This window comes from Entomomonas asaccharolytica (assembly GCF_016653615.1).
Taxonomy (GTDB): Bacteria; Pseudomonadota; Gammaproteobacteria; order Pseudomonadales; family Pseudomonadaceae; genus Entomomonas; species Entomomonas asaccharolytica.
Map to the genome: position 1 here is coordinate 140,382 of NZ_CP067393.1, position 25,635 is coordinate 166,016.

Annotated in this window: 25 protein-coding genes; 11 read left to right on the forward strand and 14 right to left on the reverse strand. The window is 35.8% G+C overall.

Annotated features, from left to right (window positions below; genetic code table 11):
• Positions 1–6 precede the first annotated feature (6 nt).
• Together JHT90_RS00655 and gltS are read right to left on the reverse strand one after the other, a co-directional pair.
• Positions 7–1,035, reverse strand: a complete 1,029-nt coding sequence (locus JHT90_RS00655; protein WP_201092879.1) for a DUF2066 domain-containing protein — start codon at positions 1,033–1,035, stop codon at positions 7–9.
• 183 nt (positions 1,036–1,218) lie between these two features.
• Positions 1,219–2,457, reverse strand: a complete 1,239-nt coding sequence (gltS, locus tag JHT90_RS00660) for a sodium/glutamate symporter (protein ID WP_201092881.1) — start codon at positions 2,455–2,457, stop codon at positions 1,219–1,221.
• 425 nt (positions 2,458–2,882) lie between these two features.
• On the opposite strand from gltS, the gene purM reads away from it, so the two are divergent.
• The 3 genes from purM to JHT90_RS00675 are packed head-to-tail and all read left to right on the forward strand — an operon-like array spanning position 2,883 to position 5,315.
• On the forward strand, positions 2,883–3,944 hold the full coding sequence (gene purM, locus JHT90_RS00665; protein WP_201092883.1) for a phosphoribosylformylglycinamidine cyclo-ligase: 1,062 nt from the start codon (positions 2,883–2,885) through the stop codon (positions 3,942–3,944).
• Complete coding sequence (purN, locus tag JHT90_RS00670) at positions 3,944–4,600, forward strand: phosphoribosylglycinamide formyltransferase (protein ID WP_201092885.1); 657 nt, start codon at positions 3,944–3,946, stop codon at positions 4,598–4,600. The genes purM and purN overlap by 1 nt, the downstream gene beginning before the upstream one ends.
• Positions 4,584–5,315, forward strand: coding sequence for a DUF3108 domain-containing protein (locus JHT90_RS00675; protein ID WP_201092886.1), 732 nt, complete (start codon positions 4,584–4,586; stop codon positions 5,313–5,315). The genes purN and JHT90_RS00675 overlap by 17 nt, the downstream gene beginning before the upstream one ends.
• Before the next feature lie 7 nt (positions 5,316–5,322).
• Here the strand turns inward: JHT90_RS00675 and JHT90_RS00680 are convergent, their stop codons facing one another.
• Complete coding sequence (locus tag JHT90_RS00680; RefSeq protein ID WP_201092888.1) at positions 5,323–5,520, reverse strand: hypothetical protein; 198 nt, start codon at positions 5,518–5,520, stop codon at positions 5,323–5,325.
• Between the two features lie 103 nt (positions 5,521–5,623).
• Here JHT90_RS00680 and JHT90_RS00685 point away from each other — a divergent pair, with 103 nt between their 5' ends.
• The 3 genes from JHT90_RS00685 to JHT90_RS00695 are packed head-to-tail and all read left to right on the forward strand — an operon-like array spanning position 5,624 to position 7,737.
• On the forward strand, positions 5,624–6,988 hold the full coding sequence (locus JHT90_RS00685) for an amino acid permease (protein WP_201092890.1): 1,365 nt from the start codon (positions 5,624–5,626) through the stop codon (positions 6,986–6,988).
• A gap of 19 nt (positions 6,989–7,007) precedes the next feature.
• Positions 7,008–7,442: a type II toxin-antitoxin system RatA family toxin gene (locus tag JHT90_RS00690; protein WP_201092892.1), complete on the forward strand. Its 435-nt coding sequence runs from the start codon at positions 7,008–7,010 to the stop codon at positions 7,440–7,442.
• Positions 7,435–7,737, forward strand: a complete 303-nt coding sequence (locus JHT90_RS00695; RefSeq protein WP_201092894.1) for an RnfH family protein — start codon at positions 7,435–7,437, stop codon at positions 7,735–7,737. The genes JHT90_RS00690 and JHT90_RS00695 overlap by 8 nt, the downstream gene beginning before the upstream one ends.
• Before the next feature lie 36 nt (positions 7,738–7,773).
• Here JHT90_RS00695 and JHT90_RS00700 read toward each other — a convergent pair whose 3' ends face one another.
• The gene (locus JHT90_RS00700; protein WP_201092896.1) at positions 7,774–8,256 is read right to left on the reverse strand and encodes an outer membrane protein assembly factor BamE; all 483 of its coding nucleotides are present in this window, start codon (positions 8,254–8,256) and stop codon (positions 7,774–7,776) included.
• A gap of 96 nt (positions 8,257–8,352) precedes the next feature.
• Between JHT90_RS00700 and fur the strand changes: the two genes are divergently transcribed.
• The 5 genes from fur to JHT90_RS00725 all read left to right on the forward strand — a co-directional run bounded on the left by fur (position 8,353) and on the right by JHT90_RS00725 (position 12,827).
• A complete protein-coding gene (gene fur, locus JHT90_RS00705) occupies positions 8,353–8,757 on the forward strand; it encodes a ferric iron uptake transcriptional regulator (RefSeq protein WP_201095700.1) in 405 nt (134 codons plus the stop codon).
• Positions 8,758–8,972: 215 nt separating this feature from the next.
• Positions 8,973–11,060: a carbon starvation CstA family protein gene (locus JHT90_RS00710; protein WP_201092897.1), complete on the forward strand. Its 2,088-nt coding sequence runs from the start codon at positions 8,973–8,975 to the stop codon at positions 11,058–11,060.
• Positions 11,061–11,118: 58 nt separating this feature from the next.
• A complete protein-coding gene (locus JHT90_RS00715; protein ID WP_201092899.1) occupies positions 11,119–11,322 on the forward strand; it encodes a YbdD/YjiX family protein in 204 nt (67 codons plus the stop codon).
• Positions 11,323–11,455: 133 nt separating this feature from the next.
• Positions 11,456–12,415, forward strand: a complete 960-nt coding sequence (gene yjiA / locus JHT90_RS00720) for a GTPase (RefSeq protein ID WP_201092901.1) — start codon at positions 11,456–11,458, stop codon at positions 12,413–12,415.
• Positions 12,416–12,434: 19 nt separating this feature from the next.
• Positions 12,435–12,827 (forward strand): protease inhibitor I42 family protein, encoded by a 393-nt coding sequence (locus JHT90_RS00725; protein ID WP_201092903.1) that lies wholly within the window; start codon positions 12,435–12,437, stop codon positions 12,825–12,827.
• Between the two features lie 37 nt (positions 12,828–12,864).
• Here JHT90_RS00725 and JHT90_RS00730 read toward each other — a convergent pair whose 3' ends face one another.
• The 10 genes from JHT90_RS00730 to hsdR all read right to left on the reverse strand — a co-directional run bounded on the left by JHT90_RS00730 (position 12,865) and on the right by hsdR (position 25,633).
• Positions 12,865–13,434: an acyloxyacyl hydrolase gene (locus tag JHT90_RS00730; protein WP_201092904.1), complete on the reverse strand. Its 570-nt coding sequence runs from the start codon at positions 13,432–13,434 to the stop codon at positions 12,865–12,867.
• A gap of 318 nt (positions 13,435–13,752) precedes the next feature.
• Positions 13,753–14,151, reverse strand: a complete 399-nt coding sequence (locus JHT90_RS00735; protein ID WP_201092906.1) for a DUF2628 domain-containing protein — start codon at positions 14,149–14,151, stop codon at positions 13,753–13,755.
• 97 nt (positions 14,152–14,248) lie between these two features.
• Complete coding sequence (lysS, locus tag JHT90_RS00740) at positions 14,249–15,745, reverse strand: lysine--tRNA ligase (protein ID WP_201092908.1); 1,497 nt, start codon at positions 15,743–15,745, stop codon at positions 14,249–14,251.
• A 26-nt stretch (positions 15,746–15,771) separates the two neighbouring features.
• Positions 15,772–16,867, reverse strand: a protein-coding gene (gene prfB, locus JHT90_RS00745; protein WP_201092910.1) for a peptide chain release factor 2 whose coding sequence is annotated in 2 segments (ribosomal slippage) — positions 15,772–16,794 and positions 16,796–16,867 — 1,095 coding nt in all. Because the reading frame shifts where the segments join, the coding sequence is not laid out codon by codon here.
• A 152-nt stretch (positions 16,868–17,019) separates the two neighbouring features.
• Positions 17,020–18,423, reverse strand: coding sequence for a class II fumarate hydratase (fumC, locus tag JHT90_RS00750; RefSeq protein WP_201092912.1), 1,404 nt, complete (start codon positions 18,421–18,423; stop codon positions 17,020–17,022).
• A 455-nt stretch (positions 18,424–18,878) separates the two neighbouring features.
• Positions 18,879–19,700: a shikimate dehydrogenase gene (gene aroE / locus JHT90_RS00755; protein WP_201092914.1), complete on the reverse strand. Its 822-nt coding sequence runs from the start codon at positions 19,698–19,700 to the stop codon at positions 18,879–18,881.
• Positions 19,701–19,719: 19 nt separating this feature from the next.
• Positions 19,720–20,631, reverse strand: a complete 912-nt coding sequence (gene hemF, locus JHT90_RS00760) for an oxygen-dependent coproporphyrinogen oxidase (RefSeq protein WP_201092916.1) — start codon at positions 20,629–20,631, stop codon at positions 19,720–19,722.
• Between the two features lie 139 nt (positions 20,632–20,770).
• The gene (locus JHT90_RS00765; protein ID WP_201092918.1) at positions 20,771–21,043 is read right to left on the reverse strand and encodes a DUF4031 domain-containing protein; all 273 of its coding nucleotides are present in this window, start codon (positions 21,041–21,043) and stop codon (positions 20,771–20,773) included.
• Positions 21,044–21,156: 113 nt separating this feature from the next.
• Positions 21,157–21,885 (reverse strand): DNA alkylation repair protein, encoded by a 729-nt coding sequence (locus JHT90_RS00770; RefSeq protein WP_201092920.1) that lies wholly within the window; start codon positions 21,883–21,885, stop codon positions 21,157–21,159.
• A 76-nt stretch (positions 21,886–21,961) separates the two neighbouring features.
• Positions 21,962–25,633, reverse strand: a complete 3,672-nt coding sequence (gene hsdR, locus JHT90_RS00775; protein ID WP_201092922.1) for a type I restriction-modification system endonuclease — start codon at positions 25,631–25,633, stop codon at positions 21,962–21,964.
• Positions 25,634–25,635: the final 2 nt, after the last annotated feature.

Here is a 25,635-nt window from a genome sequence, read left to right on the forward strand (position 1 = left end):
TTTTTATTAGTTATTACTCGCTTTAAAAGTGAGCATAGTTGTAGAGGGTTGATTGGTTGTTGCTGTTGGGGTGTCTACTTTTTCCTCGACAAAATTTAGCAGACCAAGTTGAGCTTTAATTTGCGCAGGATCAGCTTTAACTTGATAGAGTATCGTAGTACCTGATGTTTCTATTACCTTACCTTCAAAACTATTCATTAAATTATTTACTTGTACATAACGACTAAAATCTACGTCTTTAATCAAAATTTCTAGTGTTTCTGTTGCGCTTGTTTTTATTATAAAAACGTTCGCTAAGGCAGGATTAATAGCTGTGAAAACTTGTTCAGCTAGTTTAGCCTCTGAGTTTGCTGTTGCATTACCTTGCGTTAGAGGTTTTGTGTCATTTGCAGATAACCATAGACGCCAAGTGGCTTGATAATTATTATCCGTTTGTTGCATATAAACAATTAATATGGCATTGGCTGCATACTGCTCTGATGCTTGTAAAATTTCTTTAGGGTTGTCTGCATTAAAATTTGTTTTATTAGCTAGCGCTTGTTCGTTTAAATCAGCTAATGGAAAACGCAAAGGGAAGCCTTGTGTATTAGCTGCATTGCTGATGATTTTAGCAGAAGCTTGGGCATCATCTACTAAGCTACTGTCAGTATTATTTTCATTAAGCCACCACGTCATAATAGTAGGGCGACGATTTTGCCAATAACTAATATCGGCTTTGGCTAGCGCTTGTTCAATAGCTGTTTGATCGAAAGAGATAACTAAACGGGCAGGATTAGTTTGTTGGGTATAGTTTTCTAAGAAGTCATTAGGTTTTTTTAAGATTTCAGTGATTGCTGCTTGCTCTGTAATTTTGGGATTGCCTGTTAACCGCGTTAATACAGTGGTTAATCCTTTGCTTAATAACGGATCAATTTGTTGCTCATTATTGTCAATAGCCACCTCAACTGTAGTCATAGGGTTTGCTAAAGCTTGTGGAATTAAAAAATTACAGGCACACAAGAGGACAATAGAGAAATAGCGAAATAAAGTAAGCATTCAATGATCTCCTAAAGGAGCTATTTGGTAAAAAATTAAATTTTATATACGGAGAAATAGTACTTGTTTTTTAGGTGTATATAAAAAGTAAATTGTATTTTTTTATTCCATATAGAAGTTGCCATTTTCAAATACATATTCAACAGTAATTATCTATGAATATGTATTTGAAGTAGACGAGGCTTATACGGCAGGAGTTAATGCTGTAAAGAATGGTAGTAATAAGAATAGTTTAATAATAATAGCATTTACAATATCAATAAAAAATGCACCCACCATTGGTACTACAATAAATGCAATATGTGAAGGGCCAAATCGTTCAGTAACAATTTGCATATTGGCAATGGCTGTAGGTGTTGCCCCTAAACCGAAACCGCAATGGCCTGCTGCGAGTACAGCGGCATCATAGTTTTTGCCCATAAGACGGAAAGTAACAAACACAGCGTATAACGCCATAATAATAGTTTGAATAACCAGAATAATAAGCATAGGGATAGCTAATGATGCGAGTTCCCATAGTTTTAAACTCATTAATGCCATCGCTAAAAATAGTGATAAACAAACATTACCTAGGATGGATACAGAACGTTCAACAATTTGAAAATTGCTAATGCGAGGAATAGTATTGCTTATGATAACACCAATAAAAAGTACGCATACAAAGGTAGGTAACTCAAAAATAGTTCCTTGTAATAGTTGTTGCAAATATCTACCTAAGCTAAGGCAAATTGCTAGCATAGCAATAGTTTCAATCATTGCTGTGGAGTTAATAGAACGTTTAACCTGCGGTTTTTCAAAAACTGTTGAGTCAATGGGGTTATCTTTTTCAGTTTCTGGATGTTCTGGGTGTTCTTCTATTTTATTTTTCTTAATAAGATAACGTGCAACAGGGCCGCCAATTATTCCACCAAAAACTAAACCGAATGTAGCACATGCCATAGCCACTTCAATAGCACCTGCAAAGCCATACTGACTTACAAAAATATCGCCCCAAGCTCCGCCTGTTCCGTGTCCTCCTGAAAGAGTAATTGAACCAGCTAATAATCCCATTAAAGGATCCATGCCTAAAGCAGTTGCTAGACTAATACCAACAATATTTTGGATAAATAAAAGACCTACTACTCCAATTAAGAATATAAAGATCATTTTGCCGCCAGAACGTAGCTGTTGAATATTGGCATTTAAACCAACGCTGGCAAAGAACATTAGCATTAAGGGATCTCTTAATGACATGTCAAAGGTTACTTGCCAGTCAAATATTATTTTGGCCAATAGCAATATTATTGCAGCAAATAACCCTCCTGCTACAGGACCAGGAATAGTATAGCGATTTAAAATACTAACTTGAGTAACAAGGAATTGGCCAAGTAATAAAACAAGGCTGGCAATGACGAGTGTGTTATAAACATCTATTTGTAACATTAAAAAGAGTCCCCTTTTAGTGAATCTTTACTTTATAAAAAGGTATACAAGAAATTTATAGGAATAGTTTTTATATCTAAACAACTGAATATAAGTAATAAAGTTGTTTTAAGTTTGTATACAAGAAAATTATAAAATTTCGCTGTGCATAATAACCTAACTGTATTGTATTAAGAAAGTAGTCATTGTAATTAGTGCTTTATTATCAAGCTGTATCCGTTAGTTTGCAGGGTATGCTTAGGTGATATATTTAATAAATTAGTTTATTTTTGATAGGTTTGATAAAATTATTCTTAAGATATTTTCAAAGAGAAGTAAAAGAAGATTTTTAATCTAAAATTTCATTAAATATTTTTTTGATTGGTACAAAATTCACGTACAATAGGCTCTTTTTAAGCAGCCCTGTGATCGATAGGTTAACAAATATGACTAATAAGCAACCCTCCCTCAGTTATAAAGATGCTGGTGTAGACATCAATGCAGGCGAAGCCCTTGTTGAGCGTATTAAGGGAGTGGCTAGACGTACTGCTAGACCAGAAGTGTTAGGTGGTTTAGGTGGTTTTGGCGCGTTGTGTGAAATACCAAAGGGGTATGAGCAACCAGTATTGGTATCTGGTACTGATGGTGTTGGAACTAAATTACGCTTAGCTATGCAATTAGGGTTGCACGACACTATCGGCATTGATTTAGTAGCGATGTGTGTTAATGATCTTGTAGTCTGTGGTGCGGAGCCATTATTTTTCTTAGATTATTATGCTACAGGTAAATTGAATGTAGATACTGCTGCTGATGTAGTAACAGGCATTGGTAAGGGTTGTGAAATGGCTGGCTGTGCATTAGTGGGTGGCGAAACAGCGGAAATGCCTGGTATGTATGAAGGGGATGATTACGATTTAGCTGGCTTTTGTGTAGGCGTAGTAGAAAAATCAAAAATTATTGATGGTTCAACAGTAGCTGCTGGTGATGTATTGGTTGCTCTGCCTTCTTCTGGTCCTCACTCTAATGGTTACTCTTTAATTCGTAAAATTATTGAAGTGAGTGGTGTTGATATTCAAAATACTGAGTTAGGAGGCAAGTCTTTAGCTAGTTTGTTAATGGCGCCTACGCGTATTTATGTTAAAGCATTGCTTGAGTTAATTCGTCATGCACCTGTAGTAAAGGCTATTGCCCATATCACTGGGGGTGGATTGCTAGAAAATATCCCTCGAGTTTTACCTGACAATACCGTGGCTCAAATAGATGTGGCAAGTTGGCATCGTCCTGCTATTTTTGACTGGCTACAACAGCAAGGGAATGTAGATGAAACTGAAATGCATCGTGTACTTAATTGTGGTGTGGGTATTGTGATTTGCGTTGCTGAGCAAGACTTAGAGTTAGTGCTTGATAATTTACATGAGTCAGGTGAAAAGCCTTGGGTTGTTGGCCGTATAGAAAAAAGTGATGTCGAGCAGCCACATGTGATTTTAAATAATTTAAAGCAACACTAATGAATAAGCCTTGCAAGATCGTTGTTCTTATATCAGGTAATGGTTCTAATTTACAGGCTATTATTGATAGTATTCATACACAGCATTGCCCTGCTGAGATTGTAGCGGTTATTAGTAATAAAGCGGAGGCTTACGGTTTAGTAAGAGCACAACAAGCGGGCATTACGGCACATTGCATTGATCATCGCCAATATCAAGATCGGCAGTCTTTTGATCAGGCATTGATGAAGTTGATAGATCAATATCAGCCAGATTTAGTTGTGCTGGCTGGTTTTATGCGGATTTTAACAGATGATTTTGTAAATCATTATTTAGGTCATCTTATTAATATTCATCCATCTTTATTGCCTAAATATCCTGGCCTAAATACTCATCAACGAGCATTACTGGCTGGTGATAAACAACATGGCTGTAGTGTACACTTTGTAACGCCTGTATTGGATGGTGGGCCTGTTATTATTCAAGGTGTAACAGCTATTACGGATAACATCGATTTAAAACAATTAGAAGAGCGTGTTCATCAGTTAGAACATAAAATTTACCCCATCGCTATTACATGGTTTGCTGAACAACGTTTAGTATTGGTTAATAACGCAGCTATGCTAGATGCACAACCTTTGCCTTTGACTGGGTATTATTATGAATCAAATGATTAAAACATCTATTGTTAGTTTATTTTTGTCTGTTAGTTTTATATTTCCCACCTATGCGTGGCAATTAAAGCCTTTTGAAACTACTTATAGTGCCACAATTTCTAAAATACCTTTTGATGGGCAAGCTACTTATAGCTTAACTAAACAAGCTAATCAATGGCACTTTCATACCCAAGCATCAATGGCTATTGCGCAACGTGTAGAAAATAGTAGTTTTGTATTAAAAAATGGTGCAATTCAGCCTTCTTTTTATAAATTTGAGCAGTCTGGCATTAGGCCTAAAGAAGTGTCTTTGAGCTTTGATTGGAAAAAAATGTTTGCTAAAGGACATTTTAAGGACAGAAAACATGATGATGATATGTTTTTTGATCTTAAATACAGTATGTTAGACCAGTTATCTACTCAGTTAGCTCTACAGATAGATATTGCTAATGGTAAAAAGCAAATGAGCTATCGAGTAATAGAGGATGATAAACTTGATACTTACAAGTTTAAAGTGGTAGCTGAGGAAACCATTGAAACACCTGTTGGTAAGTTAGTTGCAGTAAAAGTGCAACGTGTGAGAGATACTAATAGTAAACGACAAAGCTATATTTGGTTTGCTAAAGATTGGAATTATACAGTTGTACGTCTTTATCATTTAGAAAAGAATGGGCAAGAGTATGTGATTTCTTTAGCCCACGGTACGGTTGATGGTAAAGAAATTAAAGGTAAATAGTGAAACGTTAGTTTTGATCAGATTTTTTTAAAATATTATCAATATCTTTTTTGTGATCTAGGCCAATTTGTTCAACTGTCTTTGCTTTATCTAATGCTTGTTTTTGACTATCCAAAAAAGTTTCAGCGGGTGGTTCAGCAGGCGAGCAAGCAACTAATAGGCATGCTAGAAAAGGTATAGCTAATAATTTTATATGAGTATTCATTGGCGGTACTTTAAGTAAATAAAATCTATACTATTTATTTTAATCTATTTATATTAGTTGTAGTTATAATAATTAGTTACATTTATACTTCAAGGAGTTCTTAGTGAGCCGAATTGACTCTTCTGGGCATCTATCAAGAGGTCTCTCTAATAGGCATATTCAGTTAATTGCACTAGGTGGCGCTATTGGTACAGGGCTATTTTTAGGTTCATCTAAAGCAATTTCAATTGCAGGTCCAGCTATTTTATTAGGCTATGCGATTGGTGGTTTCGTTGCTTTTATGATTATGCGCCAGTTAGCAGAAATGACCGTAGAGGAGCCAGTTGCAGGTTCTTTTAGCCATTTTGCCTATCGTTATTGGAGTCCTTTTGCTGGTTTTGCTTCAGGCTGGAATTACTGGTTATTATATGTTCTAGTGAGTATGTCGGAGTTAACGGCAGCCGCTCAATATATTCATTATTGGTTACCACAAGTTCCCACTTGGATCTCTGTATTAAGCTGTTTTGTGTTAATTAATGCTATTAATTTAATGGCAGTAAAAATCTATGGCGAAGTAGAATTCTGGTTTGCGATTATTAAGGTAATTGCTGTTATTGCCATGATTGTTTTTGGTGGTTATCTATTATTTTCTGGCAATGCTGGGCCAGAGGCATCAGTTACAAATTTATGGGCGCATCAAGGTTTTATGCCTAATGGTATAAAGGGATTGATTATTGCTCTAGCCATTATTATGTTTTCATTTGGTGGTTTGGAGCTAATAGGTATCACCGCGGCAGAAGCTGAACAGCCTGAAAAAACTATTCCAAAGGCTACTAATCAAGTTATTTATCGAATACTAATTTTTTATATTGGCGCACTGACGGTATTACTTTGTTTACATCCATGGAATCAAATCAATCCTAATGAAAGTGCATTTGTGACTGTGTTCCATGATTTAGACCAATCAATTGTGTCTCATGTGCTTAATTTCGTGGTATTAACTGCTGCATTATCTGTGTATAACAGTGGTTTATATTGTAATAGTAGAATGCTATATGGTTTAGCGGAGCAAGGAAATGCACCTAAGCAATTAATGTACACAAATCGCCGTGGTACACCCATATTTGCCGTAATCTTATCAGGATTGGCAACATTAACTGCTGTGATACTAAATTATTATGTGCCAAAAGAAGCTTTTTCTATATTATTAGCCTTAGTGGTTTCTGCTCTTGTTATTAATTGGGCGATGATTAGTTTTACCCATATTATGTTTAGACGTCATAAGAATAAACAGGGAGTTGTACCTAAGTTTAAGGCTTTATTCTATCCTGTAGGCAATATCATCTGCTTAATATTTTTAACAGGAATGCTAGTAATTTTAGCGATGGATGAGGGAATGAGGCTGTCTGTGGAATTGATTCCAGTATGGATTGTTATACTAGCTGTAGGATATGGAATAAAACTTTATTTAAAAGGTAAAAAGAATTAATTATTAAATTAAGGTTGTTATGACAATACACGTTGAGCGTTCTGCCTTATTGCCTTATTCGGCACACCAGATGTTTGTATTAGTAAATGATGTTGCAAAATATCCTGAGTTTTTACCATGGTGTACAGGAACTGAGATATTAGCGAGTTCTGATACTGAAATGGTAGCCAAGGTATTAATAGCAATGGGTCCAATTAAACAGTATTTTATTACTAAGAATACACTTGTGATGGATACATCCATTGAAATGAATTTACAGGAAGGACCATTTAAGCAATTGCATGGTTTATGGACTTTCAATCAGTTAAGTGATGAAGCCTGTAAAATACATTTAATAATGGATTTTGATTACAGTAATGTACTGATTAAAGCTACATTAGGCCCTTTATTCAATAAAGCAGCAGGTACAATGGTTGATGTATTCTGCCAGCGTGCCAAGGATTTATATGGCTGAGTTGATAAAAATAGAGGTAGCTTATGCCTTACCAGATAAGCAAACATTATTGGCTATTTCTGTAGCAGAGGGTACTACCGTAAAACAAGGCATTGAGTTAAGCGGTATATTGCATCAACATCCTGAACTTGCCTTACAAACTAATAAAGTAGGAATCTTTGGTAAAAGAGTCTTAGAGATTGACCAAAAGATATTACAGAATGGTGATCGGATAGAAATTTATCGTCCTTTGCAAGCAGACCCTAAAGAAGTACGTAGGAAAAGAGCAGAAAAAGCAGCCAATAAAAAAGCCTGAGTAGAAGTCAGGCTTTTTTCTTAGTGTATGAGTAGTCTATAACGTATCAGGAATAGGTATATCCATTGTTTCTGTACTATCTACTTCACGTTGAATCTGCTCTTCTAATGAGCCTGAACCATCTGTAGATATACTACCCGATGTGCCTATGGTAGGTTTTCCGCCTAAAATCTCTTCATCACGTGTCATACCAGGTAAAAAGTCACCAGCAAGCCCAATTAATTGATTATCTGCATTAAATGTTAGGCTCACATTTTCTTGTTGCATTGCGCCACCGCCAGGTTGAATGCTATAGATATAGTCCCAACGATTAGCGTGAAATGGATCTGTAATCAGTGGGCTACCCATTAAATATCTAACTTGAGCGCGTGTCATTCCAGGCCTTAATTGGTTGATCATATCTTGGGTAATGATATTACCTTGTTGGATATCAATCTTATAAACACTAGGAAAACATCCCGAAAGTGTTAAAAGGCCTATCATTATGCCGCTAAATAAGGTAAATTTTGGCTTTTGCATTAGAAACAGACTTCCACTAATATTATACTGTCTAGTTAAAATTATAATATCATACCTTTATTATGGTCTATTGCGAAGCTTAAAGTGAGAAAACATATGGTAGAAAATAATGAATTAAGAAAAGCTGGCTTGAAAGTAACCTTACCAAGGGTAAAAATTCTACAGCTTTTAGATGCAGCAGAAAACCGTCATATGAGTGCAGAAGATGTTTATAAATCTTTAATGGATTCAGGTGAAGATGTAGGTTTGGCTACAGTTTATCGGGTTTTAACGCAGTTTGAATCTGCAGGGCTTGTGGTTCGACATAACTTTGATGGTGGACATGCAATATTTGAGTTAGCCGATGGCGATCACCATGATCATATGGTATGTGTAGACTCTGGTGAGGTAATAGAGTTTATCGATAGAGAAATTGAGGAATTACAGCATAAAATTGCTGAGCGTCATGGATTTGATCTCGTAGATCATAATCTTGTGTTATATGTTAAAAAGAAAAAATAACGATAAATAGTTAAGCTTCGTTATACGTTGTTTTGCATCATTTATACAAAAAAAATTATAAGTGATGCAAATCTTTAACAATAAAAATATAAAAACTACTACTTGTGGCTAATACTCAATTGAGCCTTAATCATGCTTAGATAAGTCTTCATTTTTGTAACAGTATGTTATATTAGTTATATTATTGTTACTTATATAATCAATAAGGGTTTTATATGAAAAGTAATAAAGTGCTTTGTCAAATCCCATGGCTAATATTAGCTGTTGCTGGTGCTTGCTGTTTAGGGGTTATTGCATTAAGGCGAGGGGAACCTATTAGTGCATTATGGATTGTAGTGGCAGCAGTGTCTGTTTATCTTGTCGCTTATCGATACTATAGTCTTTTTATTGCTACTCGAGTAATGCAGTTAGATGCAACCCGTGCAACACCAGCCGTGCTGCGTAATGATGGTTTAGATTATGTTCCTACCAATAAACATGTTTTGTTTGGCCATCATTTTGCTGCAATTGCAGGAGCTGGCCCTTTAGTAGGACCAGTTTTGGCAGCGCAAATGGGTTATTTGCCTGGCACTTTATGGTTAATTGCTGGTGTGGTATTAGCAGGTGCAGTGCAAGACTTTATGGTGTTGTTCTTATCTACTCGCCGTAATGGTAGTTCCTTAGGTGAAATGGTTAAAGAGGAAATGGGGCCTGTGGCAGGTACCATTGCCTTATTTGGTTGTTTCCTAATTATGATTATTATTTTGGCAGTATTATCTCTTATTGTGGTCAATGCTTTAGCCCATAGCCCTTGGGGTGTGTTTACGGTTATGGCTACAATACCAACCGCCATTTTTATGGGTGTATACATGCGTTATATACGCCCAGGACGTATTGGTGAGATTTCCATTATTGGCTTAATCTTATTATTGCTTTCTATCTGGTATGGCGGCGTTATTGCTGCAGATCCTTATTGGAGTCAGGTCTTTGACTTTGACCATAAAACCGTTACTTTTATGCTTATTGGTTATGGTTTTGTAGCGGCTATGTTACCTGTATGGCTGTTATTAGCACCTCGTGATTATTTATCTACTTTCTTAAAAATTGGTACTATAGTCGGGCTAGCAATAGGTATTATGATTCTTAATCCAGAATTAAAAATGCCAGCAGTAACTGAGTTTGCCTCAACGGGTAAAGGTCCAGTATGGTCAGGCCACTTGTTCCCATTCTTATTTATTACTATTGCTTGTGGTGCGGTATCTGGTTTCCATGCGCTTATCTCTTCAGGCACTACTCCAAAGCTATTAGCCAATGAAAAAGATGCTCGTTATATTGGTTATGGTGGTATGTTAATGGAGTCTTTTGTAGCTATTATGGCATTAGTGGCTGCATCTATTATCGATCCTGGTGTTTATTTTGCGATGAATAGTGCACCCGCTATAGTGGGTAATACACCCGAAGCTGTAGCAGCTACTATTAGTAGTTGGGGTTTTATAGTTGATCCCGCTACCTTAACTCAAACAGCAAAAGATATTGGTGAAAATACTATTTTACATCGTGCTGGTGGTGCTCCTACTTTGGCTGTGGGAATCGCACAAATTCTTCATCAAGTACTGCCTGGTGAGGATATGATGGCATTTTGGTATCACTTTGCTATTTTATTTGAAGCGCTGTTTATTTTAACCGCAGTGGATGCAGGTACTCGTGCAGGTCGCTTTATGTTACAGGATTTATTAGGTAACTTTATTCCTGTACTTAAGAAAACGGAATCATGGGGTGCTAATATTATTGGTACAGGTGGTTGCGTAGCATTATGGGGCTATCTGCTGTATCAAGGTGTAGTAGATCCATTAGGCGGCGTAAATACCCTATGGCCATTATTTGGTACGTCAAACCAAATGCTAGCTGCGGTTGCGTTAATTCTTGCGACCACTATTTTAGTGAAGAAGAAACAAACTAAATATATATGGGTTACAGGTTTACCTGCTGTTTGGTTATTAATCTGTACTACTTATGCAAGTTTTATCAAGTTATTCGCTGATGCTCCAATGGGTTTCTATGCGCAAGCAGTAAAATACCAAGAAGCATTAAATGCAGGTCAGGTTTTAGCGCCAGCAAAATCATTGCATGATATGCAGAATGTGGTTATTAATAACTATACGAATACGGGCCTAAGTATTTTATTCTTATTAGTGGTTGCCAGTATTTTATTCTTTGGCTTTAAAACAGCCTTTAAAGCCGCTAAAAATCCTCAACGTACAGATAAGGAAACACCTTATCAACCATTGCCAGAGGGTGGTGTTAAAACATCGCTTACTCACTAAGTAATAAAGAAATCCAGCATTATTTTGATAGTGCTGGATCTTCTGGAGATAACGTGTCATGTTTGGTAATTTAGGTAAAGCAGGTAAATATTTAGGTCAGGCGGCAAAAATGCTTGTGGGCATGCCTGACTATGATAATTATGTTGCTCATATGAAAAATAACCATCCAGATAAGCCTGTAATGACTTATGAAGAGTTTTTTCGTGAGCGTCAGGAAGCACGTTATGGTGGTAGAGGTAAGGGTGGTTTTCGTTGTTGTTGATTAATATATAGCTATTCGCTAGTTTTTATACTTTGTTAAATAGCTTTGCTATACAGACTACTTGTACTATTTTCAGCCATTTGCCTTATCTAAAAAACTATGAAAATAACTATTAAGTGATTAAGGAATTTTTATGTCAGTTATTCCAGCTACAATTCTCTCAGGCTTTTTAGGTGCTGGAAAAACTACATTATTGCAGCATATTTTACAAGAACAACATGGTTATAAAATAGCTGTTATTGAAAATGAATTCGGTGAAGTAGCCATCGATAACACGTTATTAGGTGATAGGGCTACGCAGATTACCACGCTTAGTAATGGTTGTATTTGTTGTAGTAGTCAAAATGAATTATCTGATGCCTTATATGATTTACTAGATGCAGTGGATGATGGGTTATTAGAATTTGATCATCTTATTATCGAATGTACAGGCATGGCTGACCCTGGCCCCATTATACAAACCTTTTTCTCTTCAGAAGTATTGGGTGAACGTTATTTATTAGATGGCGTTATTACTTTAGTTGATGCAGTGCATGCTATGCAACAGTTAGATCAATTTGCTATAGCACAAGCTCAAGTAGGTTATGCAGATCGTATTTTAATCACAAAAACAGATATTCATTCTGATAATGATCTTTTAGAGCAAAGATTACGAAAAATTAATGTAAGAGCGCCAATTTATAAGGTTATTCATGGTCAAATTGATTTAACGGTATTATTTAATATTGAAGGTTTTATTTTAAATGATCAGTTAACTATTGCTTCACCTGTATTTAGCCCAGTAATGTCTAATCAGCAAGCGACGTGTGTTCAATCAATGGTTATTCGTTTAGAAAAACCTTTGGAGTTAAGTGCGGTATCTGATTTTATGGATAATTTATTAACTACCTACGGTGATCAGATTTTACGTTATAAAGGTATATTATTCATTGCTAATGAGTCAGGTCGGCTGTTATTTCAAGGTGTGCATAAGTTGTACAGTGCTGATTGGGATAGAGATTGGCAAGCAGATGAAGAACGCGAAAGTGTATTAGTTTTTATTGGTTTAAATTTGCCTGAACAAGAGATTAGAGATGGTTTTGCTAAGTTGTAGAGGAAGAAGCAATATATTAGTGAGAGTCTTTGTTGTTATTGCAGCTAGTATCTTATTGGTTAGTTGTGCGAGTAAAACAATTGCTCCTCTGGTGGTAATGGATCAGTTTGCTTGTCAAACGATTAAATTAGCTGTTAATCAAGAATTAGTGGTTAACTTACCGAGTAATCCATCCACAGGCTATCGCTGGTCAATGGTAAAGCATCCCGATTTTCTAAGGGTGGTTGAGGCGGATAATTATCAGCAAGATAAAATGAATGGTGAGCCACGAGTAGGGATGGATGGGCAATCTTTATGGATTTTTAGAGCCGAAGCGACAGGAAGTGATCAGTTAGATTTAATTTATCATCGACCTTGGGAGAAAGAGCAAGCGCCTGCTAAACAGTTAAGTTGTAAGATTACAGTTAGTTAATTAGGATATATTTATCCTAATTAACTAAAATATAGAATTAAAAAGCATAACTATAAAATAAAGAGTAATTATTGACACCCTGGTTAGGTTTTTTGATGCCTCCATTGGAGTAGTGCATAACCCGTACACCTAGTTTTTGTCTTTCTAAGAAGGTGATCCCTAATCCTAAACGGTCTTCAAAATTAAAGGCTGAGCCAAGTTTTTTATTAGAAACGCGCGTTCTTGAAAAAGCAGCCACCCCTATTGCCACTTCAATATAGGGCTTTATTTGACTATTTGTATTAAAGTTGTAAGTAAATACAGGAGCAACCGCAAGAGAGTGGTTGCCAGCCGCTGCATCTCCACCTTCCCAATAAGTATAGCCAAAATCCCAATAGCCTGATACATAACCTACTGTAGAGTTAAGCCAATTTACATTCCACGGAGCAGCAATAGCAAAACGATAAGTCATATCCCCAGCATCTGTCGCCCCAACTGCAACCCCAGCGTTTAAGTGATAGGTAGTATTGTTGCTGATTTCTTTACTGGATGTAGAGTAATCTTGAGCAAGTGGTATAGTGGGTATGGTTAATAATATTGCAGTAATGACAGTACTTATTGTCTTCATAAAAATAATCCTTATACCTAATCTATAAAAATAGCATTCACTCATTTCTAAGTGTGACAAAAGCATTAATTTATTTATAAAAAAATGACGGCCTAGTGTTAACTGATGAGTAAACCAGTCTATGATTGGTTCAAATTAATTATTATATACATTGCTGACAATAATTAATTGTAAACCAATACTATTGTTTAATAAAAAGAAATATTTTTAGGACGAGTATAGATAAGCAAAATATGATTGATTTTTGATAAGTAGCATTCGTTAACAAGTGAGCAAATAATTATTGTTTATAGTAGCGAAGCTGAACAAAGTTATGCATTACATAAGTAATTGAGAATTGTCACCTTCAAGAAATTGAGTAATAGCTTGTTGTGGACTTTCTGCTGTAATTATTGCTACTTGCGTATAGCCTCTACTGATTAAGTTTTTTTCTCTTAAGCTGTTGCCATACATTCCTAATAAAAAGCATACAACGATACCGAAGACTGAGCCAATACCATTAATAATAGGTATTGCTTCTTCGATAGGCATGTCTTTCACAGCAGCACCTACAATAGTTTGTAGCAGAATTGAAATAATAAAAAGACCAAAACCAAGCCACCATATTCTTTTGACAAATGTCCAAATAATACCAAAGAAAAATGCAGGCCAGGACCAACCTTGTTTAACAGCTTCATAAATGCCTAAAGAATTTTTGAAAATCTTGTAGTTATTCATTGTGTTGTCTCAAGATAAGTTGTTAATAACAAGAGTTTGTAAAAAGTATTTTAGCAACAATGGGCTAGGATGATATTAGCCCATTGTTGGATTTTTATTATTTATCTAAAGGACGCATATGTGGGAATAAAATCACATCACGGATAGAAGGTGAATCAGTTAATAGCATTACAAGTCGATCAATACCTATACCTTCCCCTGTGGTTGGTGGCATACCATATTCTAACGCATTAACAAAATCAGCATCATAATGCATGGCTTCATCATCGCCTGCATCTTTATCTTTTACTTGTTGCATAAAGCGTTCTGCTTGGTCTTCAGCGTCATTAAGCTCAGAGTAAGCATTTGCAATTTCACGGCCACCAATAAATAATTCAAAGCGATCTGTAACACTAGGATCTTCATCATTACGACGGGCTAAAGGTGATACTTCAAATGGATATTGGGTAATAAAGGTAGGTTGTTCAAGTTTATGTTCTACTAACTCTTCAAAAATCATTGTTTGTAGTTTACCTAAACCTTCATAACCTTTAACATCGGCGCCTGCTTTTTTCGCAATAGCACGTGCTTTTTCAATATCTTTTAGATCGTCAGTGGTAATTTCTGGATTATATTTTAAGATCGAGTCAAACACAGATAAACGAGCGAATGGTTCGCCAAAATGGAATACTTTACCTTGGTAAGGCACATCTGTGCTACCTAATACTAATAAAGCAAGTTCACTGAATAACTCTTCTGTTAAATCCATATTGTCTTCATAGTCAGCGTAAGCTTGATACCATTCAATCATGGTAAATTCTGGATTATGACGAGTAGAAACTCCTTCATTGCGGAAGTTACGGTTAATTTCAAATACCTTCTCAAAGCCACCTACTACTAGACGCTTTAGATATAACTCTGGCGCTATACGTAAGAACATGTCCATAGCTAAGGCATTATGATGTGTTTGGAAAGGTTTAGCTGCTGCACCACCTGGAATGGTTTGCAACATTGGTGTTTCTACTTCGATAAAATCACGGTCTATTAAAAACTTACGAATATGACTAATAATTTTTGAGCGTGTTTTAAAAACATTACGTACTTCGTCATTAACAATTAGATCTACATAACGTTGCCGATAGCGCATTTCTGTATCGGTTAAACCATGATGTTTATCAGGTAATGGGCGTAATGATTTGGTTAATAGACGAACATCTTGCAAATGAATAAATAAATCACCTTTATTGGAGCGAGATAGATAACCTTGTGCACCAATAATATCTCCAAGATCCCACGTTTTAATATCTGCAAGGGTTTGTTCTGGTAAATTTTTACGGTCAACGTACAGTTGAATACGACTGGTCATATCCTGTACCACTAAAAAAGCACCGCGATTTAACATTAAACGACCAGCGATTTTGATCTGTTTTTTATCAGCTTCTAATGTTTCCTTATCTTTACCTTCTCCAAAGGCTAATAGATCAGTAATATAGCTATTACGACGAAAATCATTAGGGAAAGCAACTGAATGCTTATCACGTAAAGCAGCTAATTTTTCTTTACGTTGTGCGATCAGCTTGTTTTCATCCTGCTGTTGTATGGTCTGTTCAGTCATATTGTTTCTCGTTTATATCGCTTAAATTAGAGGCCTTGTTTTAAACTTGCTTCTATAAATTTGTCTAAATCACCGTCTAGTACGGCATCACAGTTAGTATTTTCAATACCAGTTCGTAAATCTTTAATACGTGATTGGTCAAGTACATAAGAGCGAATTTGACTACCCCAACCAATATCGGATTTAGAATCTTCTAATGCTTGTGCAGCAGCATTACGTTTTTGCATTTCAAGTTCATACAACTTGGCACGAAGCATTTTCATGGCATGGTCTTTATTAGCATGTTGCGAGCGTTCGTTTTGACAGCTTACTACGGTATTTGTAGGAAGATGGGTAATACGTACCGCTGAGTCGGTGGTATTAACGTGCTGTCCGCCTGCACCAGAGGAACGGTAAGTATCAATTCGTAAATCTGCAGGATTAATATCAATTTCGATGTTATCATCAATTTCAGGTGAAACGAATACGGCTGCAAAAGAGGTATGACGACGATTACCAGAGTCAAAAGGGCTTTTTCTTACGAGACGATGTACACCTATTTCTGTGCGTAACCAACCAAATACATATTCACCTTCAATATGAATGGTGGCAGATTTAATACCAGCCACTTCACCTGCCGATAGTTCAACAATTTGAGCCTTAAAGCCATGACTATCAGCCCAACGTAGGTACATACGTAATAGCATATTGGCCCAGTCTTGCGCTTCAGTACCGCCTGAACCTGATTGAATATCCAGATAAGCATTATTAGCATCCATTTCACCACTAAACATACGGCGAAACTCAAGTGCTTCCATAACACTATTTAAGCGATTTACTTCTTTTTCTATATCTGCAACCGCTGCTTCATCATCTTCTTCCACAGCCATTTCTAATAGGTCTTTGGCATCGGCTAGACCATTAGTCATTTCATCTATGGTAGCTACGACTTGCTCTAATTGTGAACGCTCTTTACCTAAACCTTGTGCCTGTTCAGGATTATTCCAAATGGCAGGGTCTTCTAATTCTCTGGTGACTTCAATTAAGCGATCTTTTTTAAGATCGTAGTCAAAGATACCCCCGAATAGCTTCGGTGCGTTCTGTTAAATCTTTAATTGTATTTAAAATAGGGTTAATTTCCATCACAAAACCTATTAATATAACCGTGTGAAAACTGATTATTATAACTGGTTTATAAGGGAATTAGTTAATTGAATATGGATATTTTATTGTAGAAGGAATAATAAATAGATCCAATAGCCCTTAATTGGGTGGTTAAGGGCTATTAAGCTATTTTAGCTTCTATTTAAATTAGTCATCGCTAATGGATCAACCCATTTATCGAAATCTTCTGCTGATACTAGCTTTAATTCTAAAGCGACTTGTTTTAAGCTTTTGTTTTCTTTATGTGCTGTTTTTGCAATAAGAGCAGCTTTGTCATAACCAACATGTTTATTAAGTGCTGTGACTAGCATTAGATTATTTTCTAAATGCTTTTTAATAACTGGTAAATTAGGTTCAATACCTACTGCACAATGTTCATTAAACGATAAACAAGCATCAGATAATAGATCAATACTTTCTAATACATTATGCACCATAACAGGTTTATAAACATTTAATTCAAAATTACCTTGGCTACCTGCAAAGGCCACAGTTGCATCGTTACCAAATACTTGCGCACATACCATGGTTAAGGCCTCGCATTGGGTAGGGTTTACTTTGCCAGGCATAATAGAAGAACCAGGTTCATTTTCTGGAATAAGGATTTCGCCTATACCACAGCGAGGGCCACTGGCTAACCAACGAACATCATTCGCTATTTTTAATAAGGCACCTGCTAAGGTTCTTAATGCAGCAGAAACATTAACTAACGCATCATGAGCCGCTAAAGAAAAGAATTTATTTTTAGATGAAATAAAAGGATGTCCTGTAAGTTCTGCAATATTGGCAGCACAACGATCGCCAAATTGTGGATGAGCATTTAAACCTGTACCAACAGCAGTACCACCAATGGCTAAACTATAAACACCTTGTAGAGTGTTTTTTACAGTATCTAAAGCAAAGTCAATTTGCGCTACCCAGCTACTAATTTCTTGACCTAATGTTATAGGGGTCGCGTCTTGTAAATGGGTTCTACCTGTTTTAACCACTTCTCTGTATTGTTCACTTTTTTTCTGTAGTGTATCTCTTAATTGGCTAACATCAGGGAAAAGTCTATTAAACAACTCTAGCACAACAGCAATATGCATAGCGGTTGGAAATGTATCATTGGAAGATTGGCCACAATTTACATGGTCATTGGGATGAACTACTTTTTTATCACCAATTTGCCCACCTAGAATTTCTACCGCACGATTAGCAATGACCTCATTGCCATTCATATTGGATTGAGTACCAGAGCCCGTTTGAAATACTACAAGGGGAAAGTTATCATTTAATTTACCAGCAATAACATCATCAGCTGCTTTGGCAATGGCATTTGCTATATCGGTAGGTATTTCACCGAGGTCTCTATTTGCTAAGGCTGCGGATTTTTTTAGAATACCAAATGAGTGAATAATAATAGGGTGCATTTTAAAGCGATCAACACCTATTTTAAAATTATGGATAGAGCGTTCGGTTTGTGCTCCCCAATATTTGTCGGCAGGTACATCAATTTCACCCATTGAATCATATTCTTTGCGTATATTACTCATAACTTACCCTTTATTTAGAACAAATTTAATTATTGTTGATTGGATAAACTAAAAACTAGCAGAGTTCAATTTATTTCCCACATGGTATAAGAGATATTAGTCTAAGGATAGACTGTAATTGTTTATAACAATTGTTCAAGTTTTTTATACGTTGTTGGCCAGCTTAGCAGTATAGTGATACTGTTTTCAGCCATTCAGCTTGTCTAAAAAAACTTTGGAAATAAATATATTACTTTAGATAATTTAGTTTATTTGAAAGATATATTAATTATTTTAAAAATTACTTGCAAATGATAATTATTATCGTTAATATATAACCAAGTTGATCGCAAGATTAACTGACAAGTCAAAGCGTTCGATCTGCTGTATAAGATTGTTTGGTTTGTCTCCTCATCAGGCTAATCACGGTTTCTACCCAGCTTTTGCTGGGTATTTTTTTGTCAATTAATATAGCCTTAGTCTCTCATAAGTTGCTGACGAAGAAATTTTAAAACGGTATCTGTTTTAGGTTGTACGCCTCGCCACAGGGAAAAGGCTTCAGCTGCTTGCTCTACTAACATTCCTAAACCATCCATTGTTTTAGCAGCACCATTTTTTTTGCCCCATTGGCAAAATACGGTTGGCTCTTTACTGTACATCATGTCATAACAAATAGTTTTTTTAGGTTGAATAAGTTGTGGATTGATATTAGGTAATTCATTACTAAGGCTGGCAGAAGTGGCATTAATAATTAAATCAACAGTTTCTGTTATGGTTTCGTAACTATGAGCGCTGATATAGCCTAGATGTTTAGTAAGCCCAACCAATGTTTCAGCTTTATTTAAGGTGCGGTTGGCTATTAAGAGATGTTGTGGTTGTTCATTGAGGATAGGTTCAATAACACCACGCGCAGCACCACCTGCACCTAATAATAAGATGGTTTTACCTTTTAGATTAATACCAGCATTTTTTAGGTCACGTACTAATCCAACACCATCTGTATTATCACCAAGCAAAGAACCATCGGCTAACTTCTTTAAGGTATTAACTGCCCCTGCTAACTGCGCTCTGGGTGTTAGCTCATTGGCTATGTGATAAGCTTCTTGTTTAAAGGGAACAGTAATATTACAACCTTGACCTATTTCAAAAAACTTTTTAAGCGCTGTTGCAAAGCCATCGATAGGTGCAAGAATCGGCTCATAAATTATTTTTTGATTGGTCTGTTGTGCGAATAATCGATGAATAATAGGAGATTTACTGTGAGCTATAGGGTTACCGAAAACAGCATAGTGGTCCATTTACAAATTCACTCTTAAATTAAATATTTAGCCAATTACGATTTGTTAAAAAATATTCTGTTAATTCGGCCTCAGGCGTATTAGGCACTGGATGCCAATTGTATCCCCATCGAACTTCTGGAGGCAATGACATTAAAATAGACTCTGTACGACCACCCGATTGTAGACCAAACAAGGTGCCACGGTCATATACAAGGTTAAACTCTACATAGCGACCACGCCGAAAAGCTTGAAACTCTCTTTGCTGTTCGTTGAAAGGAGTATTTTTACGACGTTGGATAATTGGTATATACGCCTTAGCATAAGCATTGCCAATAGCTTGGATAAAAGCAAAACAGGTTGCAAAGTCCCAATCATTTAAATCATCAAAAAATAAACCACCAATACCTCTTGGCTCCATACGATGTTTTAAATAAAAATATTCATCACACCATTTTTTAAAACGAGGATAGGTTTCTTCACCAAATGGTTTGCAAGCATCGTAGGCAACTTGATGCCAATAGATACAGTCTTCTTCAACAGCATAGTAGGGGGTTAGGTCAAAACCACCACCAAACCACCAAACGGGTGTATGCCCTTCTTTCTCCGCTACAAATAATCTAACATTAGCATGAGAGGTGGGAATATGAGGATTTTCAGGATGAATAACCAGTGACACACCCATTGCTTGGAAGTCTCTACCTGCTAATTCAGGGCGATGTTCTGTAGCAGACGATGGAAGCCCTTGGCCATAAACATGCGAGAAGTTAACGCCGCCTTTTTCAATGATGGCGCCATTACTGATAACACGAGTACGACCACCACCACCTGTTGGTCGATCCCAGCTTTCTTCTATAAACTTGGCTTTGCCATCTTCTTTCTCTAAGGCTTGGCAAATATCGTTTTGTAATGATAGTAAATAGTTTTTTACTGCTTCAATAGGTAAGGTCATAAGGTAATCACATTTTTATAGTGGCTGTATGCATAGGCTTGCATATTCTTTATTGGGTTGGAGTATATCATTTATCTTGTTGATATAAACTTAGTAATCTGTATTAGATGGATAGAAAATAGTAATTTCAAGAATATAATCAGTAGTAAGAATCTTTAAATTGTTGTTTTAGCTGCTTTGCGCAGCGAATAATATCTCTACGGTTACCAGCAATTGCATCTAGTTGGAGGGCAATTTCTCTTAATTCAATGGTTATATCATAGTGAGGATAAGATGCTTGGTAATGAAAGCCTCTGTGAGGAATTTCTAAACATCTAGCAAAATTATGTAATTCTTCTAATGTGTCAGCGACTAGATGACACCAAAATTTACCCCGATGGGGTACACGTACATTATCTACATAGATAGCCATATAAATCAGCCAACAACAGTTAATCACAATTTAAATAAAATTTACTCTAATAAATCTATATAAGGGTATTTATTATATATTTAAACTTAAAATGATTATTTTAACTACTAGTTTTATTTAGCCATAGCTTGCGCTTTGAGTTCAGTGGGCATTTTTTCAATAGCGTAACGCAGTGCTGTACGTGGCATTGTTGATTTATTGGCCATTATATATGCAAATACAGCTTGTAGATGTGTTTGGCTAGCGACTTTTAATAGCCAACCATAACCTTTTTGTACCATGTCATCTTTATCAATTAATAATGTATCAGTAATGGTAAAAATATTGTCTAAGAAAAGCCCTTTTCTAGCAGGAATAATTAAGGTTACTGCGGCTCCGCGTTTTACCCATCGATTAGCAGAGTGTGTCCAGTTATTGAGTTGCTGAATATAATCTGGGTACATTTCAATAAAAGTACCAATGGTATGGTTGCAGAGTGTATCGCATGTGGCCCAGTTATTAACATAATTGTTTAGCCACTTTTCAAAAACTTTAAAATCATTGGGTTGATAATCTTTATGTAAATAATAGGAGAGATTACAGGCTATTATTGATTCTTCAATATAGTCAGATTGCCAAAGTTTTTCACATAATTTAAAAATTTGTTGTTTGGGATAGTCTTTAATTTGTTTAAATAAATCCTTACTGATTTTTCGTACTATAGCTGTTTTAACACCATAAGCAGTAATTGTTTCTTTAAAGAATCGTTGGCTATTTACTTGGGTATGCTGGTCAGCATTATTTTTTAATTGCTGTTGAATATCTATTATGAGCTTACTTAAATTTAGATTATTAGTAGTCATTGTTATCCCTCAACTTAGCTTGTAAATGATTATAAAACAGTAAATAGTGTGCTTATACTGAGTTGGCGCTATTAAGTTATTTAAACTTTAAAAATTGTTTGATAAATCCTAACAAACTTTTAGTTTCCAGCATTTTTTGCTCTATCTTAGGTGGTGTTATCAATGAACTACTATTGCTAGTGGGATTAGTGTTGGTTTCTGGAATAACAGTTGTATTTTGTTGTTCTTGTTCAAGTAATGGCGTATTTTCTGGCCAAAGTTTTTTTAGGGTATTTAATACTTCATTTAATTGGCCATTTAGCAGTTGATCTAACTTTTCTATAGAGCTGCCATAGGCTTGGTTAATGCGTTTGTTTATGGATTTTCTATCTAGCACTTCTTTAAAAATTAGATGTTCAGCTAAACGGTTTAACCATTGCCGTTGAATAGGTGTCCAGTTATATAAAGCCTGTGCTTTTTGTAAGGTTTGTTCAACTCTATTTTCGAAAGGAATCAGAGGTTCAGCTATTGCAGCATGACGAATATAACCTATTAAGCCAGCATCAATAATTTGGTGATATTGGTTGCGCCATGCAGTTTGTAAATTAGTTTCACTGTAACCAGCGTTATCGAGTAGCAACCTGATTTCTTTTAACTCAGCCTTGGTAATATTGTTAGGCTTAACTAGCGTTTTATTAAGCGTTTTAACGTGTTTAATTTGTTCCTGAATAAACGTTGTAAAACTGTCTAAGAAATCTTTTGGATTGTTATATTGACCATACAGTTGCTTACGATTAATAAATTTATCTGCCTGTTCAGAAATGATCTGGTAGTGATTACCTGCTAGTAATTGTTTAATCTCTCGTAATTCTTTTAAAAAACTTTTACGTGTTTTAAAAAAATCAGCGGCTTTTTTGGCGCCTATTTGTTGTAAATAGTTATTTAGCTTATAGGGTGCAATACCCCAAGTATTACTTGTTTCGTTTAGTTTTTCTTTAATAACATTGTCATGTTCCGCTTGATAATTGGCTTTACGAAGAATACGCATGATTTTTTGGCATATCTGATCAAGCAGTACATCAGCCTGAGTTTTATTAGGCAGATTACTTGGAGTGTTTAGGGCATCTTTTAAAAATTTATTATCTGTAAATTGTTCTAGTAAATTAATTAAGGGCGTATCAGTTTTTTGCAAGGGTTGCATTGTAGTTACCTCTTGTAAAAACTGACAAATACCAAGGGGATCATAAATGCGGAAAACGGTTTTACCAATTTCATCACAACGGCGATTCGCCCTACCTAGCATTTGTTCAAATAAAATTCGAGATTTTACATGGCGCAAAAATACTAAATTGCAGATTTGTGGCACCTCTATTGCCGTTGCTAGTAAGTCAACAGTAATAGCGATATTGGGGTATCGTTCTGTTTTAAAAGCTGTAATAAGTTGCTTAGGGTTATAGCTGCCGATGGTAATTTTGGCAACAGCTGTTTGATCATATGATTGTTGATAAAGTTTGCTAAATGCCTTATCAAGCAAATTTTTAACCATATCTGCATGGAGATCTGAAGCACAAAAAATAAGTGTCTTTTCTTTTGCAAAAGGATTTAACTCTTGAACTAGTTGTTCGCAGATAATTTCATTAAAACTTTTGTTAATAACTAAGCGATTAAAGCTTTCACTATCAAAACTCAATTCATCTGCTAATTCTGTTGATTCAATATTACCAGTTTGAGCATTGATAATATCGATGTTATAGCCTTTATTAAAGTGTATGCCATGTTGTGTTAATTCTGTTTGATAAAGAATAGGAGGTTCATAATCAATTAAGTAATCATCAGCTACTGCTTCACGATAAGAATAACTGTAGACAGATTTTCCAAATATATCTGTAGTATGTTTTACTGGTGTGGCAGTTAAGCCAATTTTAACTGCATCAAAATAGTTAATTAGTTGTTGGTATTCTTTTATATACTGTTGCGCGTCTCTCGTAGCTAATTCTCCCTCTATCATTTCCTGTTCTAACATATAACCGCTATGGGCTTCATCAATGATTATGCAATCGAAACTATCTATAGAGGGAGCAGTATCTGAGGCAAAAATACTTTTTACCATACTCTGTACAGTGGCCAGTTGTAGATGGTTGGTTAAGTTATCAATATGTTTTGATAGCTCGGTTAAATGATAAAGTTTTGCTAAGGTTTGATACTGTTCATCAAGCGTATTAGTAAGTATATCAGTTGTTTGTAAACCTAGTGCAGCGTGATCAACTAAGATCAAAATACGTTTAAATCGTTTGGTTTTTAAAAATCTATAAATTAACGCATTGATAACAATAGTTTTACCTGTTCCTGTCGCCATAGCAATTAAACAATTACGCTGGTTTTGTAAGAGGGCGTTTTCAACTGCTTGAATGGCTGCTTGTTGATAACCTCGTAGGTATAACTGAGCAAATTTTTCTTGTTGTAAAGCCTGTTCAGCTGCATTGATGTTATGGCTAAGTTTAGTTAATAAGCCTTGCGGTGTATGGAAGTGTTGTAATGCTTGAGCTAAATTATTAGTTGTACGTAAGTCTCTAAACCATGTACCTGATTTTTCTTCTAACTGTGCATTATAAGGTCGACCATTGCTGGAGTAGACAAAAGGAATAATGTAAGGTGTGTTATCATTGCTAGTCCAAGGCTGATTATGTTGGGCTAATAGCCAAGGTGCTTGCATAAGAGGTTCAATTTGGAAGCCTTTGGCATAGCTTTCTGCTTGACGTATTTTATCTGCAACATTGATATTCTCACATTTGGCTTCTATAACTGCGATAGGGGTCAAACCACAAAATAGAATATAGTCAGCATAAGCAGCATTGCCTTGATAAAAAATAGGGTATCCAGCAATAGCTTTATTTTTATCTGCTTCAGGGCGAATGCCATTATCCCATGTGAGTTCCAAACTATCTGCTTGCCAACCTGCTTCAACAAGTTGTTGATCGATTATTAAACGTGCTAATTCTTCTGTTAAAAAAACTTGTTGATTTGCTTCTTTGATTTGATGGCTAATAATTTGTTGTTGTCTTACTGCTTGTTGAGGATTACTTTTGTTTCGTTCAACCAGTTCTAATTGTAAGAGTTTGATGTGGGTTTCAAAGGATTCTCGTTGTTTCTGCAAAGCTTGTTCTTGCTGTTTAACTTGTGCTGCAAGTGTACGAGCTTCTTTATCCATTTGTTCTGCTAACAGGGCGTATTCTTGTTTTTCTTTTTTTAATAAGTTTACTAATTGTTGGTTATCTTCAAGTTTTTCATTACTTGCCCGTAGTTGGTTAATTTGATTTTGTAATTCACGGAGTTTTTGGCTAGGATCAGGTGGTGCAATAAAACTGCCTGGATTAAATTTACTACCCTCTTTACCAAAAGATTGGTGATACCAAACAGCGAGACTACGTGCCATTTTTAGACCGTTTAAGGCTTCTTTATGCTCGGTTTTAAATTCATGAGTAGCCTTATTACCTTCTACCCGTATCGTATGAAAAAGATTACGTATGGTAGGGTCTAATCTTAACTCACGATCAATTTGATGGATAAGATCGACTTGTGGGGTTGTATCATCAAAGTAAATACCACATCGAGCAGCAATATCTTTAGCAAATGCTTCACCTAACTGGCGTAATTTAATCAAGGTGGTATTTGGATCACTGGCAAATACTTGTTCAGCAGTATGAGCTAACTCGAAGAATATGTGATCATATTCCTTTAGGAAATCAAAATTGCTGGTGAAGATAGTCAATT